Genomic DNA, 18,864 nt, shown 5'->3' on the forward strand with positions numbered 1-18,864 from the left:
GCGGCTCTAGCATGGATTTTATTATGGAATCAAAAACTTTCCCTATTACGTCAACACAAGCGAACACAAAATCTGACACAAGTACGAGTCAGCAGGCGTCTGTGCTTTTTAAACAGCTTTCGCAACACCTTGCAGATAAACCAGGTCACGTAAGTCACCAACTCCAGCAACAATCACTCGTTGTGCCTGACAAATTAAAAGCCGAGTTATCACTTTGGTTAACGAGTAAACCAGCGCCCACGATTGAAAGCATGCCAGCTGCTATAAAGAATTGGCTAGTCCCTGCGTTAAATCAACTGCAAAGTCAGCAAGGTCTTAGTTCTTTAACGCTGTCGCAATGGTTGCCACTTATTACCAAAATGCAGCTGCTGAATTCAGCGCCTAATGCACAAACAGCCGCATCGCTTGCACAAACAGCAGCGCTTGCAAATAGCTCTACCCTTTTACGGATATCATGGTTAATTGGTTCATCAAGCTTGGCCAGTAAAAGCGGCTCTGTTAGTCAAGCAAACCAAGCTATGGTCGGCGGGTTGCTCAAATTGCTTATACCAATATCAATGCAAGACAAAGCCAGCTTAATTATTCGCGAACAATCGCAAGCGCTGCAACAATCGCAGCAAGCAGTTCAGGCTAAACAAACCAATGAGCAAGCTCAGTTGAACGCAGCACAAGAACAAAACCAACAAAATAGAGTTAACCAACGAAGCTCATCAAGTACAGGGCAGTCCGATACTCCAGGTAATAACCAAGCACTGTCTTTCAGCCTGACTTTTGATTTGGATGGTACTGGGTTGCTTTTTATCGACATCAATCTTAACGCGCTAAACTTACAATCAAAATGCACTTGCAGCAATACGCCTTTGCTTCAAAAAGTAGAGAGGTATTGGCCCATGTTACAAGAACGGCTTTCCAAGTTTGGATTTAGCGTAAAGAACGAAAGTATGGTGGATGAAAATTTAGCGTTAGCGCCTGAGCACAAAGGAACACGCTTGATCGACATTAAAGTTTAAAATCTGAAGTCTCAACTATTAATTTTGAACCTTGAACTTTGAACCTTGAACTTTGAACCTTGAACTTTGAACTTTGAACCTTGAACTTTGAACCTTGAACTTTGAACCTTGAACCTTGAACTTTGAACTTTGAACCTTGAACCTTGAACCTTGAACCTTGAACCTAGCAAAATAAAAAGGCATACCTCGTGAACAATAGCGATAACAAATCAACCGATACAAACTTTGAGTTTGGTGCTTTATCGTTGCTGTACGATGGTAAAAACGCACCAAATGTTGCTATTAAAGGTTATCATGTACTTGCGCAAGAAATATTAGACCATGCTAAACAAAACGATCTTCTGGTGCATCAAGATCCAGAGCTATTTAAGCGCTTAGAGCACCTTGAACAAGGTCAATCAATTCCTCCTAATTTATACGTTGTAATAGCAGAGCTTATTGCATTTAGTTATGTACTAAGGGGGGAGTTTCCAGATAGTTGGAAATAGGCCTTTTTTCAGTTACCTAGCTCAGTTAGAATAGGAAAACTCCCAATAGTGATGCTTGTATACAATTATGTTCGCATCCTATGTTGTTATATCCTTTTAGAGGACGATTGCAAACATGAAGTTTGAATTGGTTACAAAACAATTACAGAATATCAGATTATTACCCTCCATAGCGGCATTCGCTAGCATAGTGGCCGTGAGTACAGAGGCATCGACAGATTCCAGCGTATCTGGGTACGTCCCTCTAAAACAGTCGCCAATATTAGAATCCCATATTAATAGAGTAATGATTGCAGCAGAGCTAGGCGTTGTTAAGCGCCCAATTTCTAAAAACCAGTTAAAAAAGGCTTACCGTAAAATCTGTGTTAGCTCACAAGTTAAAAACCCAGCCGTTAGAAAGGGATGTATAGAGGTTAACAAGTATCTCAACAAGACTGCCAACACATTTTATATTAATCATGCCTCAGCAACTCTTAGGTATAACAACGAAAAAGTACAAGTTGTAAATCAAGCCCCTACTACTTTAAATAACCAACGCGGTGAACATACAGACACGAGCTGGTCAGTACAAGGCCAAGGTATTTATAATATCAATAACTTTGCTCTCTTAAGTGTTGGCGGTAAAGCATGGCAAGGCGAATCAAATCTTGAAGACACCTACGTTTCCTTTGGTATTCCCCAAGCCCAGGTAGACATTGGTTATAAACCTCATTGGTTGTCCCCATTTAAACAATCCGCCATGCTATTAAGTACTCAAGCTCCAACCTTTGCCAACATATCAGTGTCAAATAACACACCAATGACAAGTTGGAACATCAACTATGAAATATTTTCCGGAGAGCTATCAACAAGCAATAGAATTCGTTACCAAGGTGAATTTATTGCCGGAAAACCAATGTTAACCGGTTTACATGTTTCAATGTCTCCGTTTAATGGCTTTACGCTAGCGGTAAACAGAATATTACAATCTGGCGGTGGCGAGCGTAATAATGACTTGGGCGACTTAATTAAAGCGTTTTTTGACCCAAGTGGTGCTGACAATACAAAAGAAGGATTAACAGCAGACCAAGAGTTTCGGCAATCAAGCAGCGTCCATCGTTTCTCGTTTCGACTTTATTGGCAACGTGCCTTTTTCTGTCTATATGGAATACGCAGGTGAAGATACCAGTCGAGGTACCAACTATCGACTTGGAAACAGTTCCCTTTCAGCGGGCATTGATTTACCAGTCATTTTAAAAAAGTTATCGTTTAATTATGAATATAGCCAATGGCAAAATGGTTGGTATGTGCACCACGTATATACCGACGGAATTCAAAACGATGGAAGCCTACTTGGCCATTTTGCTGCAGAGCTGCGCAAACGCACGAGCAATATTGCTGGTCATGGTATTGGAGCTACACATCATAATGCCACGTTAGGCTGGCAGTTAAATCCCAGAAATAGAGTTGAAGTTAATTACAACCAAACTAAAATGACAGCGTATCTACCGTAAATTACGTTACTGGTAGACAATTAGAAATCAACTGGTTTAAGTCGATGAAACACTATGACGCTCAATTGACTTTATACAGTAGCAAAAATACATTGTCGGAAAAGAACACTGGCATTTCAGTAACGTTAGGTTGGTAAGAACAAAATGAAAAATAAAACCTCTTCAAAAATAAAGTTAATCACCTGTTGCTTAATAGTTACAACTGCTCCGACGCTAGCGGTGGAATATGACCGTTTAAATGGCCGATTTGACATTGGACTAGGGCTTTTCCAAAAAAAAGTTCTTGTAGACCATAGTGGTCCTTCTGTGGATTTTGATGACGCAGAAGTGTCTCCACTTATCGGGTTTGCTTTAAACAAACGAGTTAGTGATCATTCTCTGGTTGGTGCCAAAATAGAAATACAGAAGATTGATGGTAATTTGCTGACCTCATTTAGAGCGTTAGATTATCGATACATTATTGATGAAAGTTGGCAAGTTGGAGCGTTTATTGGCGCCTCAAGGTATGACTTTCGTACTCCAGCCTATGGATATAACTTAGGCTTTGGCACCTTCTATAAACCTCAGTCGTGGAAGCGCTGGTCTTTTGGTGCTGAGCTACAGTTAATGGACAAACTGGCGAGAGACAAAATCCACCCAGATGATGCTCCATATACACAGTCTACAGGGCCTGACACTTTTACTCACATGGTGGGTTTAGCAGTCACAATGTCATACCACTTTTAGTTTTAGTTCTGCTTCTGGATTTAGTTATATAGTAGGGCTTATTAAATCTTGTATTTAGTAGGCCTTAACTCTCCTTTTTGCTATTATCCAGCTTGCCGTAGTGAGGAAATGCCCTCAGCGGCTTCTTATAATCATTGAAACTAGGACATAAAGGAGACTTCAATGAGCTCAACTTCAAGAGTCAAAAAAGCCATCATACCTGTAGCGGGTTTAGGTACACGCATGTTACCGGCTTCTAAAGCCATTCCAAAAGAAATGCTACCTATTGCTGACAAACCAATAATTCAGTACGTTGTAAACGAAATTATTGCAGCTGGAATAAAAGAAATTATTCTTGTTACCCACTCTTCAAAAAATAGCATCGAAAACCACTTTGATAAGAGTTTTGAATTAGAGTCAATCCTAGAAAAACGCGTTAAGCGTCAGTTACTCGATGAAGTTCAAGCTATTTGCCCGCGAGACGTAACTATTATGCATGTTCGTCAAGGTGAAGCCAAAGGATTAGGGCATGCTGTTGCCTGTGCAAGACCGCTAGTAGGCAATAATCCATTTGCCGTTGTACTGCCTGATGTGATGATTAACGACTACGACTCAAACCTGAAGAAAGATAACCTTGCTGAAATGATCAACTTATTTGATGAGTCTCGTGCCAGTCAAATTATGGTTGATGCTGTACCTAACGAAGACGTTAATAAGTATGGCATTGCCGATATTGATGGCGTTAAAGTAAAAGCTGGTGATTCAAAATCAATGGTTGGTATGGTAGAAAAACCAGACGTAGACGATGCACCATCAAACTTAGCGGTAGTAGGCCGTTATGTCCTGTCTGCGGAAATTTGGGATATCTTAGAGAAAACGCCAGTAGGCGCAGGTGATGAAATTCAATTAACCGATGCCATAGCCACCTTAATGGACTGGGAAAAAGTAAATGCCTATGTCATGAAAGGTAGCTACCACGACTGCGGTGACAAACTTGGTTATATGAAAGCATTTGTTGAGTATAGTAAGCGTCATCCGCTACTTGGTGATGCATTTAACGAATACTTAAAAGACTAATATTTAGTCCATTTAAATTGGTTATGTTAATTAGCCTCTTGCTATACATAAGAGGCTAATAATTAACCTGCTTGCTCTGAGTGAAAGCCCTTGGGTTTTTCATCAAAGGCCTTAGATGCTTCCAATGACAAGGCCAATTCTCTTTCCAATTCTCGGTTCTTTTGTCCCCAAACTAGGTCGCATATTTCGTCTGTAGGTTTAAAGGCTGTTGGCGCTTCTAATAACAAGTGGCGTATCATAATTTGGTCGCTATCACGACATGCTTCATTTAACCTATCAAGCAACTCTTCTAATACAGGCCAAGGCAACATGACTTCCTGCGCGGTCATAATGCGCTCGTGAGACGTTCCCGCTACATTGTCCCCTATCAATAACTCTTCATACAGTTTCTCGCCAGGTCGCAAGCCTGTGCACTTAATTTCAATGTCACCATTTATATTGTTATGGTCTTTCACTTCTAAACCACTAAAACGGATCATCTTTTTAGCTAAGTCCACAATCTTAACGGATTCACCCATATCTAAAACAAAAACATCACCGCCCTTTGCCATTGCGCCAGCTTGAATAACCAACTGAGATGCCTCCGGGATCGTCATAAAGTACCGAGTGATATCCATATGAGTAATGGTCACAGGTCCACCACTTCGAATTTGCTTTCTAAATAAGGGAACTACAGAGCCTGATGAGCCAAGTACATTGCCAAAACGAACCATGCAGAAGGTAGTATCGCTTTTTTGCTTAGCGAGCGCTTGTAGTGTCAACTCAGCCATTCTCTTTGTTGCTCCCATCACATTAGTTGGGCGCACTGCTTTATCGGTAGAAATCAGCACAAAAGTAGCAACCTTATGCTTAACCGCCGATGTCGCCATTGCGAGAGTACCAAACACATTATTACGCACACCCTGAGTAACATTATGCTCAACAATAGGCACGTGTTTATAAGCCGCCGCGTGGTAAATAGTATCAATACTAAAAGTGGATAGAATAGACTCAACACGCCTTTTATCCTGCACACTGCCAATTAAGGAAATTACTTCTACATTGTCTAAACCTAAGCTTTTTAACTCAGTATCAATGGCGTATAAGGAAAACTCGTTTAGTTCAAAAAGTAATAATTGGGCTGGTTGTTGTTTAATAATTTGACGACACAACTCTGAGCCAATAGAGCCACCAGCACCAGATACCAAAACAACCTTATCTTTAATATTCTTGGCCATTAATTCTGGTTTCGGTAAAACAGGATTTCGCCCTAACAGATCATCAATTTCAACTTCCTTAAACTGCTCTAATGCCGCATTGCCATTTACTAGGTCAGATATAGCAGGGATTGTCAGTACCTTTATTGGCAAAGGCTCAAGAAAATTAAGCACGTTTCTTCTCTCATCATTAGAGATGCTAGGCAAGGCGAGTAAAACATGATGAACATCTCTTTTTTCAATGAGTTGAGGTAACTCTTCTCTACTGTATACCTTAATGCCTTGAATGATGGTATCTCGTTTATTTTCATCATCATCTATAAAGCCAGCTACGGAGTTTTCTAATCCGTGAGTTAATGCTGTTGCCAGTTGTCGCCCGGCAGCGCCAGCGCCGTATATAATTACTGTTTGTTTTTCACGTAGTGATTTTTCTGCCAAGAAAGCACGTGCAATCATTCTTATGCCGCCCACTAGCAAGATAAAAAAGCCAGCAAAAATAAACGGCACCGTTCTAGGGATCATTATTTTTAAATAGAAAGAAAAGCTAATTGTTGCAAACAAGGCAACCATCGCCGCTAAGGTTATAGACCAAAACACTTGATTGTTGAGGTAACGAAGCATGGAGCGATAAAGCCCTAGACGAATCAAAACAAGTAATGAAACCGATAACACGAGTGAAAAAATATACCAATGTGCGGGATCATAAATAACTGAAACGTCGTCCCAACGAGCGGCAAGCGCGGCAAAAAAAGCAATACCGATTAACATACTATCAACAACAACCGCAATAATGGTTTTAGATGCACGCGGTATATCAAATAAACTAAAGTTTTTATTCATTGTTTTTCTTATTGTTATTATTATTTTTAATAATTCTTTGAGCTATTAAAGTCTTTTGCGCTATCTCATTAGACAAACATTATTGCTAGCCGACTCGGTCGCCCTGACCACTTCCCGTTACTGTTTGAATGATATACACAAAATACGACTTGAGGGATAACTCATTTATCATCTCAGCATCAACTTTGGCCAAACGTTCTGGCGTCGACATATCAATATCATTAACTTGGCCTTTTCCTGTAATGCCAGGTCTTACACTGTAAACGTCATGTTTATCCCGGGCATTGGTAAGCTCAAGTTGGTTGTCCAAACCTGGACGCGGCCCAACTAAACTCATTTCACCTTTTAGTACGTTCCAAAGTTGAGGAAGTTCATCTAATTTGGTTTTACGAAGGAAACCGCCTAACGGCGTAATTGCTGACGCACTGGCTAAATGACTGGCAACAGACTTAGTATTCACCGACATAGTTCTGAATTTAACTAACGTAAACGGCTTTTTATTTCGGCCAACTCGCTGTTGAAAAAACAACGGTGAGCCAGTATCAAACAACCCCACCAAATAAATAATCAGCAATATAGGAAAACCTACAACCAGACCCATTAAAGAAAACAAAATATCAAGAATTCGTAACATGTTATCGCTCACTTTTTAAATACTGCGTGATTAATTCGGCCGTGTTTCCAGTTGGCTTCCAATCTGTGTTTTGTAAGGTATGTGAAATATCCACTTCAGCGTCACCTACCAGTCGGCTGATAACATCTTGTTTGTTCAGCAATCTGCCGGCAAGGTTAAATACGCTGGTAGGCACCGGTAATAAAATACTTTTACTGTTCGTTCCCGCCCTCATCGCCTTGAGCAAATCAGTAGTGGAAATTGTTTGACCATCAGATACGTTGTAAACGCCGGCTCTATTCTGCTCAATAAGGTATTGAATAAGCCCAACTAAGTTTTGTACCGATAAAAAGCTGCGTTTATTCTTAATTAAGCCAAATGGTAGAGGTATGTGCTTTTTTAAGACTTTAGTTAAACTGGCAATATTCCCTTTTACTCCGCTACCATAAACAATAGACGGCCTTAAAATACCCACCACCATATCAGTATTAAGAGCTTGCAACCCTTTTTCAGCAGCCTGTTTTGATTTTCCATAAGCATCATCGGCAGTTTCAGCTTTTATACTACTCATAAACACAAACTGACTTACCTTAGCTTCGGCAGCTTGGCGAGCCAAATGTAATGTGGCCAAGGTATTCACCATAGTAAAATCATTGTTTTGCTCTGCCAATGAATCAGAGTTCAGTGCCGTAGCAATAGCCGCACAATGAATAACTACGTCAACATCTTGCAGGGCTTGTTGCCACTGAGTTTGATCGGTTAAATTCCCCACGGCAATGAGCGTTAACTTAGGTGATAACAAGGGAGATTCAGTATTCAAGGGTAAGGTTCTTACCGCCGCGCTTACCTCATAATCGTCAACAAGATCAGCAAAATAATTGACAACGTGGCTACCCACAAAGCCGCTCGCTCCGGTAATTAATATTCGTTTCACTGTTCTACTTCCAACATCTTATAAATCGTCAAATGACGTTGTACAACCGCTTTAACATCAAAAGTATTCAAGGCAAACTCTCTGCCCTTAATACCCATTTGTTGACGTTTACTTTCATCCAAAGCTAAGTCACAAATAGCACCAAGCAGTGCCGATGAATCTTTAGGCTCAATAATCAACGCCGTTTCATTAGGGATCACAGCTTCAATGCAACCAGGGTTATTCGTCGTGATCACTGCTCTTCCGCAAGCAGCGGCTTCAATTAGAACCTTAGGTAAACCTTCACCATAATAAGAAGGCAATACCACCACATGGCTATTTTGAAAAATTTCAGACACATCTGAACGCGAACCCAATACGGTAATAAAATTGGACTGTTGCCAGCTTTCAAATTCTGCCAGTGTGACGCTGGTCGGATTTTCTAAATCAGGACCACCTACTAGTACAAACTCTACTTTAGTCTCAAATCCCACTTCCATTTTGGCGTGCGAATCGGAGTATGAACGTGCGGCGTCCACAAAGTCATAAACGCCCTTATCTTTAAGTAAACGAGCGGCCATAACTACTTTTACAGCACCAGTTGGTGGCTCAACATAGTTAAACTCGTTTAAATCAACGCCGGAGCCTTTAATCATTTCTGCTACATCCAATGGCGTCTTTAATACCCTCAATAAGGTTTCTCTATCTACTGGATTTTGGAAAATTATTTTTTTATTCTTATGGCTAAAAGCAGCACGATATAACAACTCAACTAAACGACGTTTAACTTGTTGCGATTTAGAAGAAAAAACCAAACCTAAACCTGAAATAGCAAATACGATAGCCGGTATCTTTACAAATTTTGAGACTAAACCAGTATACAAACCTGGCTTGATGGTGACGGTGTGAACCAAGCTTGGTTTCAGTCGTTTAATCAAACGTGCCAACACCCACATACACTTAAATTCATTTAAAGGATTCACACCTGAACGCGAAAATGGAACGTTATGGCAGGTAATACCCAGCTTGGTAAGCTCTGCAAATAAGCCAGTATCTAAACAGGCAAGATGCACATCATAACCCTGCTTTATTGCCTCTACAGCGATAGGAAGACGGTGAGATTTGAAAAACCAATCTACATTAACTACGAGTAATAATGTTTTCATATTTGATATTGCTTCTGTGGCTTTCGACTAATATCCCAAGGTTCTCCAAACATTTTGTCAATGTCAGAACTTGGAAACACTTCATAACCCGCGCCGGGGTAAACCGTTAACTCGCCAAAATACACCTTATTATTATGCTGATAAAAATCCACTCGAATAAACGTAAAGTACTGGCCGAGCTTCTCTGCGGCTGCTTTCATCTTACTAAATAGTAATGGTTTTTCTGGTGACGGGAGTTTTTGTTGGTGAGAAAAATTTATATTTAAATCATCCCAATTCACGTTATACATATTACGATGATGTTGCCCAAATCGACCCGTGTCTAATTGAATAAACTTAACTTCACCATGGTACACAAAAAATTTATAGTCATCTGGAACCGTACCGGCAAACTCAAGAAATTCCTCTGCAAACACACGCTTTACAATATTTTTATAGGCGCGCTCGCCTAACGTAATGAATTGGTCGTGATTCATCCACCTAGGGAGCAATGCTTTTAATTGTTCTATTTGAAGGCGGTTTGAGTCATCAATAAACAAATTCATACGGCTGCCATGATTGGCTTTTAGAACGTATTTACTCGGTAAGCTATCAATGGGCAAATCATCAAACCTATCGCTTACCCACAATGTTTTAGGTATTTCAATTTCCGGGCAAACTAATTCAACAAACTTCTTCGACTCAATTTTGTCTGCAGCTATCGTTAATAAAGGATCGAAATCATGCAATTTTCGCCAGTTCAGTTTTTCATTAAAACTTTCCGGTTTTACTAAGTTTGGTAGACGATAAAAGCGCCTAAAATACAAAATTCGTAGCTTTAACTTAAGTGGTAAAACTGATAACCACTTTGAGAAAAATCTATACTGCCAACTGACCACGTTTGTTTACCTTTTTCAAGAACAACCACAACAACACTAACTTACCAGTATTCAATGCATACATATATACTACAACGCCATTAAAATCGAAAAAGTAAATGAGCGCTGGACAAATCACGGTTGCAACGCCCAATATCGATAAATTAAGTTTTACCAAATAGTTAGAACCGCCCTGTTGTATAGCCGTTTGTTCTAAAAATGAAACCAAGGCCCAAATTGCAATATAACCCACAAACCAAGGTAACCAATGAGAATGCTGAGATATAGACTCATCAAAAATAATCTCTATAAGAGGCTGGTGAATAAAATAAGAGATTACTAAACCCAACAGTCCTACTAACAACAACAATGACAGTTTCTTTTTAACTTTTAATAAACTGAGCGTTTCATTCTCATTACTAATACTACTTTGAAATACAGACATAGTGATGACATGAGCCAGTAATACAAAATAACTCATGGTGCCAAACACTGCGAGCGCTTCTAGCCCTACAAAGTGTTCTAAAGATAACCTTGGCACAGTACCCACTAACGCAACAACGGCAGACTGCAAACCTACGCTTTTTAATATGGTTAAAAATGATTGTCGTGCTGGCACAGACTTGAGGCTCAACTCGTTTTTTTGTGGCACTGCTACACTTAGAATAAATACAGTGAAAATGATTAAAAACCATATAACTAAAATTTCTACGTCACTTATATAAAACGTAGCAAAAGCCATTAATACAAGGCTTAAAACTATACATAAAAAAGTAACGTGAATACGGCCTCTTCGTGTTTCTTGGGCAAGTTTGGTATCTACCCCAACTTCAAACAACTTGAGTGCCACAACAAGTAGAAAAATAGCAGAGGGGAAATAGACAAACGCAATAGCAACAAAAATAGAGGTGGCGACAACCTGCATTAGTCTAATGTTAACCAGCGTTGACCAATCACCGTATAAGTTTTGCGTCCCGTAGTTTTTAAAGTGCCCTGTAAAAAACATAAAAACAGGCGACAAAATACTTATATAAAGAAAATAAAGCCCTATTCCCTCCACGCCTTCATTGTTCAAAACAAACTTGATGACTAACCACTGAATCAATACCAAAGAAATAGATTGAATAAAAATTTTAGGAAACATACTTCTGACCACTCTTTTGGGCATTCACTTGCCCGTTGCGACTGCTAAATGCAAAATAAAAAAACATGATAAACAAGAAGGGTTGGAAGGCCTGTTTATAACGCAGGGCACTACCTGGATTAAAAAAGCCTAGTGGATATTGCGCAAAGAAAAACAACACAACGCCGCCAAACAACATGAAAAAGGTGTGTACGTACATACCTTGAGGTGCAGCAACAGACTTGAGCAACAATACCGCAAATATAAATAACGTTGCTATACCCTCAAAGAAAAACGGCAACAAGGTTATTTTATCAGCAGCCTCGTTAAAAGTGGGGCCAACAAAGGCGATGAGCATTCCATTTAAAGCATCGAGTAAAAAGTCGTCCACTGTTTGCCATACTCGGCCTACTCGAGTTAACTCTCCTGTTGCAGAAAAGTTTCGGTGGAAGGTTTGAAGGTAGCTAGCTAACTCTTGTTCAAATATATACAACAGCGCAATAAAGGACGCTATACCCAATAAACTAATAGTTAAGGTTATAAGTAATTTTTTTACGCGAAGATTATAAGTTGATGAATAAAAGGCAAACCAAAACACAGCAGGGGCATACAGAGGTTTAAAAAAGCTAATGAGCGCGAATGTAATCAACAACATTACCTTTTCTTTAACGTTCCAAGTCTCTCCATTTAAACGTTTGATAAGTAAAAACGCCAACACGCCAAAAAATAAGTTTAATACCGCTTCTTTAGAATGAATAGAGGTCCACATTAACGTGGAAGGAAAGCACAAACAGACCAATAAACCAAACCACTGCGAGTTAGTAAGAACTAGCTGTTTGGTACCCAAATAGATACCGTAAAAGCCCAGTAACATTAACGGAAAATTTGCAATAACGTTATAACCTACCAGACTGGAAAACAGTTTACCGGTTATAGACATTATAAAAGCAGTGGAGGTCCAACTTTCTCTAAATAAGAAATAACCTCTGAGGTAGTCTTGAGTATCACCTAGTTTAGTGATGCCGCCAATGATATACCAAGATATAAAGCAAAAGATGACTTTTGCGATTAGTAGTAAAACAAGAAAGTTACGTCGGGTCATTTGGGCTTGTTTGCCGTGCTTATTATTATAATTATTGTTAGCGATGTTTAATATACAGGGCTAGACACAAAAAAGCTAAACCGAAGTTTAGCTTTTGTTTTTTATTCTATCTGTTTAATAGGCATTTTTATTGATGAAACCTTTAAACACGGTTCCAATTATAATTTTCACATCGAACCAAAGGGACCAATTGCGAATATACTCTAGGTCATACTCAATACGTTTTTCCATTTTCTCTAAAGTATCAGTTTCTCCACGCCAACCATTTATTTGTGCCCAACCAGTTATACCCGGTTTTACTTTATGACGTAACATATAGCCTTCTATAAGCTTACGATACTCCTCATTGTGCGCTACAGCATGGGGCCTTGGGCCTACTATCGACATTTGGCCGGTAATAACATTAAAAAACTGTGGTAGCTCATCCAAAGATGTTCGTCTAATAAAGCTTCCTATTGGTGTAAGTCGCGAGTCATTTTTTGTGGCTTGAGTAACTTTAGCACCGTCTTCCATCACCTTCATTGAGCGGAATTTCCAAACTTTAATCGGTTTACCATCAATACCGTACCTATTTTGCTTAAATAGTATAGGTCCTTTAGAAGTAAACTTAACGGCGAGGCCTATTGCCAACAAAAATGGGGATATCATTACAAGAATAATTGATGCAAATACAATATCCTCAATACGCTTAATAATCCCATTGCTACCATCTATCGGAGAGTCATAGATACTAATAGTAGGAATACCACTAATAACATCACTTCTACTATGTAAAAGATTAAAAGTAAAAATATCTGGCACCAAGTAAACCGACGCTGTTGTGTCTGCTAACTCTTTCATGAGCCATTTTAAGCGTTCTTCTGCTCTCATGGGCAGCGCGAGGTATACTCTATCTATCCCTCCTGCTTTACAATCTGCAACCAGCTGAATTAAGTTTCCCTTGACTTGTTCTGGGTGTTTAGGTTTTGAAGAGTCATCATAAAAGCCCTTAAAAATAAGACCTAATGATGGTGATTCTTGCATCTTAAAGGCTAATTTATGACCCAAATCACCAGCTCCAGCTATGACAACGGTACGTGTATTATGCCCACTCTGTCTGAGCTTCCGCAATAACAACCTCAATACAAGTCGGTAGGAGACCAATAATACCCCTGCTAAAAAGAACCAAATTAGCTGCATTTGCTGAGATTTCAAATAATCCGTAAATACAAAACCTACAGATAAAAATATTGCGCTACTAGCTATAAACCAGTGCACAAACGCTTTTTTGAGTTCTTTAAATACCGACAAACCGCGCCACGATATATAAAGGTTATCTAACTCGCTTGTAAAGTGGAACAAAAATACAGCAACAACCGCCGCAGTTGTATGCTGTAATTTCCAGGTAAGTCCCAAATAAAGAACAGCGGCTAGTAATGAACCAACAATAACAATAATATCGATAACTCTTTGCATCAAAGAAACAAAGGTTTGATTATTGTGTAGAATACCGCTTTGACTAAACTTCATTATTAATCCTTTGGCTTTGGCTTAGCCTTTTTTACTAACTTTTCTTTTAATAAAAGAACGGCAAATTTAGAGTTTGTCACTAAATAACGCATAAACATTCGGCTTGGTTCCTGTAACACTCTATATAGCCACTCAAGTCCATATTTTTGCATCCATACCGGCGCACGCTTTACCTTACCTGCAACAACATCAAAAGTACCACCTACGCCCATCACAAAGTTTACACCTAATTTGTCTTGCCACTTGTTTATAAAGTTTTCTTTTTTAGGAGAAGTAATGGCAACAAATAGAAGCTTAGCACCAGATTTTCTAATTTTATCAACAACCGCTTCTTCATCATTCCAAAAGTAACCATCATTATAGCCGGCAATTATTACAGTGGGATAAAGTTGCCTAACCTTTTCTTGTGTTTTTTCTACCACTTCCTGAGTTGCACCGAGCAGAAAAATAGGAAAACCTTCTTTTTCACTCATAGCAATCAACTCATGGAATAAATCAACGCCAGCAACTCTTTCTGGAATATCATGACCGCAAAATTTAGCGCCTAGAACAACGCCTTGACCATCTATGTTAATTAAATCACAAGCTTGCACAGACTCATGCAAAACTTTATCTGATTGCATATTAACTAATTTAGCTACATTAACCACAACATGTTGAAAAAAAACACCCTTTTCAATACTTGCCTTTATTAATGCCACCGTTTCTTTCATCGATACTGCATTCATTCTACTGTTTAGAAACGATATTTCTTTCATTTAACTGTTACTGTCCGTTTTAAAGTTTAAATAATAGGCAAAAGAGTAATAAACCCAAGCTTGAGTCCACCGCGTGTAGTTTACCTTATTTAATTGCTGTTTAGTTTTTTGATAAGCAAATCGATTCTCTTTCTGCAAATACAAAGTCGAAAAAGACTTATCTATTACTCGTTTGGCTAACTCAACTCTCGTAGCAGTTGGTTCTATTTTTATCAGCGTAATTATAGCTTGGCTAACGGAGTGCATATCTAATGGGTAGGTGTTGTTATGATAATACTTGGCTATGCCGTCCTCTGTGAAAAACGCGCTTTCATAATAGTCTAAACCTTTTTCAATACTATTATTAAAGTCATCTATTTCTAATGACTTTCGGATAATATCCAAAGCTTCCAAATTGTAACCAGTATGAAAACCATCTATAAATTGATGATGTGGCATAGCGCCATAAACCCAGGAGCCATCGTCTGCTTGCTGGTTTACCGACTTCTTCGCTACCCTCTTCGCTATGTCTTTAAGGGTTGTATTATTCGTCGCTTTTCCAACAACCGCTAACCATGCGGCTCCCCACAAACTAGCATTGTGAACAAACGCATTTTCACCCGGAATATAAGCAATATACTCACCTTCGCTAGTTGAATTGCTATACAGATATTTTTGAATAAATAGTGCCGAGTCAAAAGCAACCGACTCAAATTCTTTTCCATTCGGTATAGCCTTTGAAAGCTCATATAATGCCTGCGCGACATATATGGTAGTAATAACGTTAGGTTTCCCTTTAGGGACATAAAACGCCTTTGCCTTCCAATCAAAATGATAGCCCCAACAACTATGGTCCCATACCGACTTATCACATTGTTGCGTTAACAACCAACGACCTAAAGACTCTGCTTCATCTAAATAGTTAGTATCTTTGGTTCGGCTAAAGTCTTGTAATAAGCCTAAAATAAACAAGCCAACCCCTTTAGGGTTTCTTTTTTTTGGTACTAAAAAAAGAGGTCTAAAGTTGATTGGTGAACGCTTAAAAAATTGAGTCCAAGCCAAACCTAAAATAGATTTTTTTAATGTCGGACTCCAATCAATAAATTTCGAGTTTAACCCATCAAAAGGGTCATTGCCGGCATACTTATCTTTCTTAACCTCATCTAAAAGGTTTTTGTTAAATTTTATTAATTCCATTAAAAAAAGGGGCAGAGCCCCTTCTCCACTTTAATTATTTTTACTTTAATATAGCGAGATTGACATCTAACGCTGCGCCCAACGTCAATGACTCTATAGTTTGAATAGTTGCTAGGCTATTTAACAAAATCGTATCTATTGAAATTGCTGGTTTACCAGTTTTTAATCCTTCAATCCAAGCATCCAACATCTCTTTTTGGCCTTTATTCTGTGCTGGCAGCTTTTTAACTTTCTTATCAAAGTCACCTGAAAATAAAGTAACATCTTTAAAGTCGTTAATTGAAGCTGATAAACCACCACCGAACATCTCTACAAACTCTTTCTCTTGAGCTTTAGAACCATCAGCCGTATAAGTTATATTAGCGATACTACCATCAGCAAAAGACAATATTATCGTTAAGTTATCATTCAAAAGTGCTGAACCATTACCCTTACGAGTACCCATCGCCATCACTTTTGTTGGATTGCTAGCAACTAATGCTGATGCCAAATCAACAAAGTGACAACCTTCACCTATCATTCTGCCGCCGCCTACTTCTGGGTCTTGTATCCAATGATCAGATGGGATCATGCCAGCATTGACTCTTATATTTACGACTTTAGGGGTATTCACTTTAGAGAAGTGTTGTAAAACCATAGCCGTACAAGGTGAGAAACCGTCTGTTAAAACCTACCATCACCTGACTTTTAGAGCCGTTTAATGCATTGTTTATCGATGACAACTCTTCAACATTTAATGCTAATGGCTTTTCAACGTATACGTGTTTATTAGCACCTAAACCTTTAAGCACTGCCGACGCATGGGTATCGTGGCGCGTAGTTACCATTAACGCATCTGTTGACTCGTCAAGAACTTCATCAAGATCACCTGCGCAAAAACGCATATTAAATTGTTTGGCTACGCCTTGGGCAGTCCTGCCACTGGCGGTTACTAGTCCATTTAACTCTATGTCTTTTGATTTAGATAATTGAGGAAGCAAGTTAGAAGTCGCATAATTACCTGCACCATATAATGAAAGAACAACTTTATCTTTGTTCAGTGGGGAGGAATTTATTGCAATTTTTGTACTTGAAGAGTTCTGGACTGCTGGTGAGTAGTTCATCAAAATGCCTAAATAAGGCTCTGTTTTATCACCTTCAATTAACTGATACGCGGCTTCCGCCTCATCAACTCCAAACTCATGTGTTATTAAAGACTTAACTTCAACTTTGCCGTCAGATATTAATTGCAAAAATGTTTCCATATTGCGCTGCTCTGTAAAACGAACATACCCTAATGGGTAATCGTTGCCGTTTTCTTCATAAAAGGGATCATAACGACCTGGACCATAAGATCGAGAGATAACAACACTAATTTCCTTTTTGAAATAATCTTCTCGAGGTATATCCATTCTTACTGCACCAACAACAACTACACGCCCCTTTTCTCTTGTAATTTCTCCGCATAATTCAATCGGCTGGTTACTCGATGTGCCGGCGCATACCAGAACACCATCAACACCATGTCCATTCGTTTCACTTTCTACTAAGTTTTGGATATTAACACCCGGTCCTGCATCGATTGCTCCATACTTAGTCGCCCTCTCGACTAACGCAGGATCCAAGTCCGTTGCAATGACCTTACAGCCGTTTGCTCGTAAAAGTTGAACGGCAATCTGACCTAACAAGCCTAAACCCAAAACAACGAATGTTTCACCCATCTGTGGCTGTGCTAAGCGCACACCTTGCAGTGCAATACTTCCAACTGTTGTAAAGGCACCTTCCGCATTCGATACATTATCAGGTATTTTAACAACAAGATTTTTAGGGATAGCAACAAACTCAGCATGATTAGCATAATCAGCCCCACCACATGCAACTCTGTCACCAGGTTGAATTCCTTCAACCAATCCACCTGCTGCCACTACCTCACCGGCGCAGCTGTAGCCGAGTGGTGATGGTGCATCTAATCTTGTATTAACCGTTTGTAGTGTCTTTTTTAGACCTTCAGTTTGAACCTTTTTTAAAACTTGTTTTACTAGATCAGGTCTCGCCTTTGCCTTTTGTAGCAAGTTCTTTTTACCCATATCTATTTTTGTTTTTTCAGTACCCGCACTAATTACAGAGCTACTGTTTTTTACTAGCACAAACTTGTCAGTAAGAGCCGGAATAGGCACTTCATTAACTTCAATTGTTCCAGTTCTAAGTGTTTGTGTTATTTGTTTCATTTACATCCCTTAAACATTTTTAAAAAGTTCAATTTGTAATTATCTCTTGAATATAAGTTTTTGACTCTGCCAGCTGCGCTTTTAGCTGTAGCTACTCGAGTAGAATCACTTTCCAACAGCGATTCAATAGAAGCTTCGAGCATATTGATATTTCCTTTTTCTACTACAACGCCACTTCCCTGAGACAACATATCTACAATAGCGCCCTGTTCATAAGCAATTACAGGTACTCCCAGTTCCATTGCCTCTAGAACAACCAAAGGAAATGTATCTATGTAGGAAGGAAATACAAAAACATCCGAATTTTTATACAAATTAAGCTTTGATACATCACCTTTAATCGGACCTAAAAAGTTGATTTTTTGCATTAGATCTAGACCAAGCTCGATACTATCGTTCTTAATTTGAGTCATGAGCTCTTTTTCATCGCGTTCAGATGACCAAGGACCTGCTATAGTTACGGAAACGTCCTCTCGGTTTTTTATTATATTTCTGATTGCAATATAAAAATCAAATATACCTTTGCCTTTTCGGAGGTTTGAAAAAAACAATACATTCAGAGGTTTAACTATATCGGACCGATCTGCGTCCAAATTACGATTTAAGACTGAAGTATCAAATTCAAAAAAAT

19 protein-coding genes are annotated in these 18,864 nt (G+C 39.0%); 6 read left to right on the forward strand and 13 right to left on the reverse strand.

The window, feature by feature from the left end:
• The first annotated feature begins 23 nt into the window (after positions 1 to 23).
• The 6 genes from GNP35_RS01740 to galU all read left to right on the forward strand — a co-directional run bounded on the left by GNP35_RS01740 (position 24) and on the right by galU (position 4,773).
• Positions 24 to 1,010 carry a hypothetical protein gene (locus GNP35_RS01740; protein ID WP_155693958.1) on the forward strand — a complete coding sequence of 329 codons (987 nt, stop codon included), beginning with the start codon at positions 24 to 26 and terminating at the stop codon, positions 1,008 to 1,010.
• Between the two features lie 188 nt (positions 1,011 to 1,198).
• Positions 1,199 to 1,498: an EscU/YscU/HrcU family type III secretion system export apparatus switch protein gene (locus tag GNP35_RS01745; RefSeq protein WP_330997664.1), complete on the forward strand. Its 300-nt coding sequence runs from the start codon at positions 1,199 to 1,201 to the stop codon at positions 1,496 to 1,498.
• Positions 1,499 to 1,613: 115 nt separating this feature from the next.
• Positions 1,614 to 2,657, forward strand: coding sequence for a capsule assembly Wzi family protein (locus GNP35_RS16200; RefSeq protein ID WP_155693960.1), 1,044 nt, complete (start codon positions 1,614 to 1,616; stop codon positions 2,655 to 2,657).
• Positions 2,623 to 2,991 (forward strand): capsule assembly Wzi family protein, encoded by a 369-nt coding sequence (locus tag GNP35_RS16205; protein WP_155693961.1) that lies wholly within the window; start codon positions 2,623 to 2,625, stop codon positions 2,989 to 2,991. Before GNP35_RS16200 ends, GNP35_RS16205 begins: the two co-directional genes overlap by 35 nt.
• Before the next feature lie 144 nt (positions 2,992 to 3,135).
• On the forward strand, positions 3,136 to 3,717 hold the full coding sequence (locus GNP35_RS01760; RefSeq protein WP_155693963.1) for a hypothetical protein: 582 nt from the start codon (positions 3,136 to 3,138) through the stop codon (positions 3,715 to 3,717).
• Between the two features lie 162 nt (positions 3,718 to 3,879).
• Positions 3,880 to 4,773 carry a UTP--glucose-1-phosphate uridylyltransferase GalU gene (gene galU, locus GNP35_RS01765; protein ID WP_155693965.1) on the forward strand — a complete coding sequence of 298 codons (894 nt, stop codon included), beginning with the start codon at positions 3,880 to 3,882 and terminating at the stop codon, positions 4,771 to 4,773.
• Positions 4,774 to 4,835: 62 nt separating this feature from the next.
• Here the strand turns inward: galU and GNP35_RS01770 are convergent, their stop codons facing one another.
• The 13 genes from GNP35_RS01770 to GNP35_RS01825 all read right to left on the reverse strand — a co-directional run bounded on the left by GNP35_RS01770 (position 4,836) and on the right by GNP35_RS01825 (position 18,826).
• Positions 4,836 to 6,809: a polysaccharide biosynthesis protein gene (locus GNP35_RS01770; RefSeq protein WP_155693967.1), complete on the reverse strand. Its 1,974-nt coding sequence runs from the start codon at positions 6,807 to 6,809 to the stop codon at positions 4,836 to 4,838.
• 85 nt (positions 6,810 to 6,894) lie between these two features.
• Positions 6,895 to 7,443 carry a sugar transferase gene (locus tag GNP35_RS01775; RefSeq protein ID WP_155693969.1) on the reverse strand — a complete coding sequence of 183 codons (549 nt, stop codon included), beginning with the start codon at positions 7,441 to 7,443 and terminating at the stop codon, positions 6,895 to 6,897.
• A gap of 1 nt (position 7,444) precedes the next feature.
• Complete coding sequence (locus tag GNP35_RS01780) at positions 7,445 to 8,356, reverse strand: NAD-dependent epimerase/dehydratase family protein (RefSeq protein ID WP_155693971.1); 912 nt, start codon at positions 8,354 to 8,356, stop codon at positions 7,445 to 7,447.
• Positions 8,353 to 9,501 (reverse strand): glycosyltransferase family 4 protein, encoded by a 1,149-nt coding sequence (locus GNP35_RS01785; protein WP_155693973.1) that lies wholly within the window; start codon positions 9,499 to 9,501, stop codon positions 8,353 to 8,355. Before GNP35_RS01785 ends, GNP35_RS01780 begins: the two co-directional genes overlap by 4 nt.
• On the reverse strand, positions 9,498 to 10,379 hold the full coding sequence (locus GNP35_RS01790; protein WP_196492376.1) for an ATP-grasp fold amidoligase family protein: 882 nt from the start codon (positions 10,377 to 10,379) through the stop codon (positions 9,498 to 9,500). The genes GNP35_RS01785 and GNP35_RS01790 overlap by 4 nt, the downstream gene beginning before the upstream one ends.
• On the reverse strand, positions 10,360 to 11,502 hold the full coding sequence (locus GNP35_RS01795) for a polysaccharide biosynthesis protein (RefSeq protein ID WP_155693975.1): 1,143 nt from the start codon (positions 11,500 to 11,502) through the stop codon (positions 10,360 to 10,362). The genes GNP35_RS01790 and GNP35_RS01795 overlap by 20 nt, the downstream gene beginning before the upstream one ends.
• Positions 11,492 to 12,583, reverse strand: a complete 1,092-nt coding sequence (locus GNP35_RS01800; RefSeq protein ID WP_155693977.1) for a hypothetical protein — start codon at positions 12,581 to 12,583, stop codon at positions 11,492 to 11,494. The genes GNP35_RS01795 and GNP35_RS01800 overlap by 11 nt, the downstream gene beginning before the upstream one ends.
• 114 nt (positions 12,584 to 12,697) lie before the next feature.
• Complete coding sequence (locus tag GNP35_RS01805; protein WP_155693979.1) at positions 12,698 to 14,092, reverse strand: undecaprenyl-phosphate glucose phosphotransferase; 1,395 nt, start codon at positions 14,090 to 14,092, stop codon at positions 12,698 to 12,700.
• Positions 14,093 to 14,094: 2 nt separating this feature from the next.
• Positions 14,095 to 14,850: a WecB/TagA/CpsF family glycosyltransferase gene (locus tag GNP35_RS01810; RefSeq protein WP_155693981.1), complete on the reverse strand. Its 756-nt coding sequence runs from the start codon at positions 14,848 to 14,850 to the stop codon at positions 14,095 to 14,097.
• Positions 14,851 to 16,026, reverse strand: coding sequence for a prenyltransferase/squalene oxidase repeat-containing protein (locus tag GNP35_RS01815; protein ID WP_155693983.1), 1,176 nt, complete (start codon positions 16,024 to 16,026; stop codon positions 14,851 to 14,853).
• A gap of 40 nt (positions 16,027 to 16,066) precedes the next feature.
• Complete coding sequence (locus tag GNP35_RS15220) at positions 16,067 to 16,663, reverse strand: Gfo/Idh/MocA family protein (RefSeq protein WP_196492377.1); 597 nt, start codon at positions 16,661 to 16,663, stop codon at positions 16,067 to 16,069.
• Positions 16,641 to 18,233 carry a bi-domain-containing oxidoreductase gene (locus GNP35_RS01820; RefSeq protein ID WP_196492378.1) on the reverse strand — a complete coding sequence of 531 codons (1,593 nt, stop codon included), beginning with the start codon at positions 18,231 to 18,233 and terminating at the stop codon, positions 16,641 to 16,643. The genes GNP35_RS15220 and GNP35_RS01820 overlap by 23 nt, the downstream gene beginning before the upstream one ends.
• Positions 18,230 to 18,826, reverse strand: coding sequence for a glycosyltransferase family 4 protein (locus GNP35_RS01825; protein ID WP_155693985.1), 597 nt, complete (start codon positions 18,824 to 18,826; stop codon positions 18,230 to 18,232). The genes GNP35_RS01820 and GNP35_RS01825 overlap by 4 nt, the downstream gene beginning before the upstream one ends.
• Positions 18,827 to 18,864: the final 38 nt, after the last annotated feature.

This window comes from Psychrosphaera haliotis (assembly GCF_009728465.1).
GTDB classification, from domain to species: Bacteria; Pseudomonadota; Gammaproteobacteria; order Enterobacterales; family Alteromonadaceae; genus Psychrosphaera; species Psychrosphaera haliotis.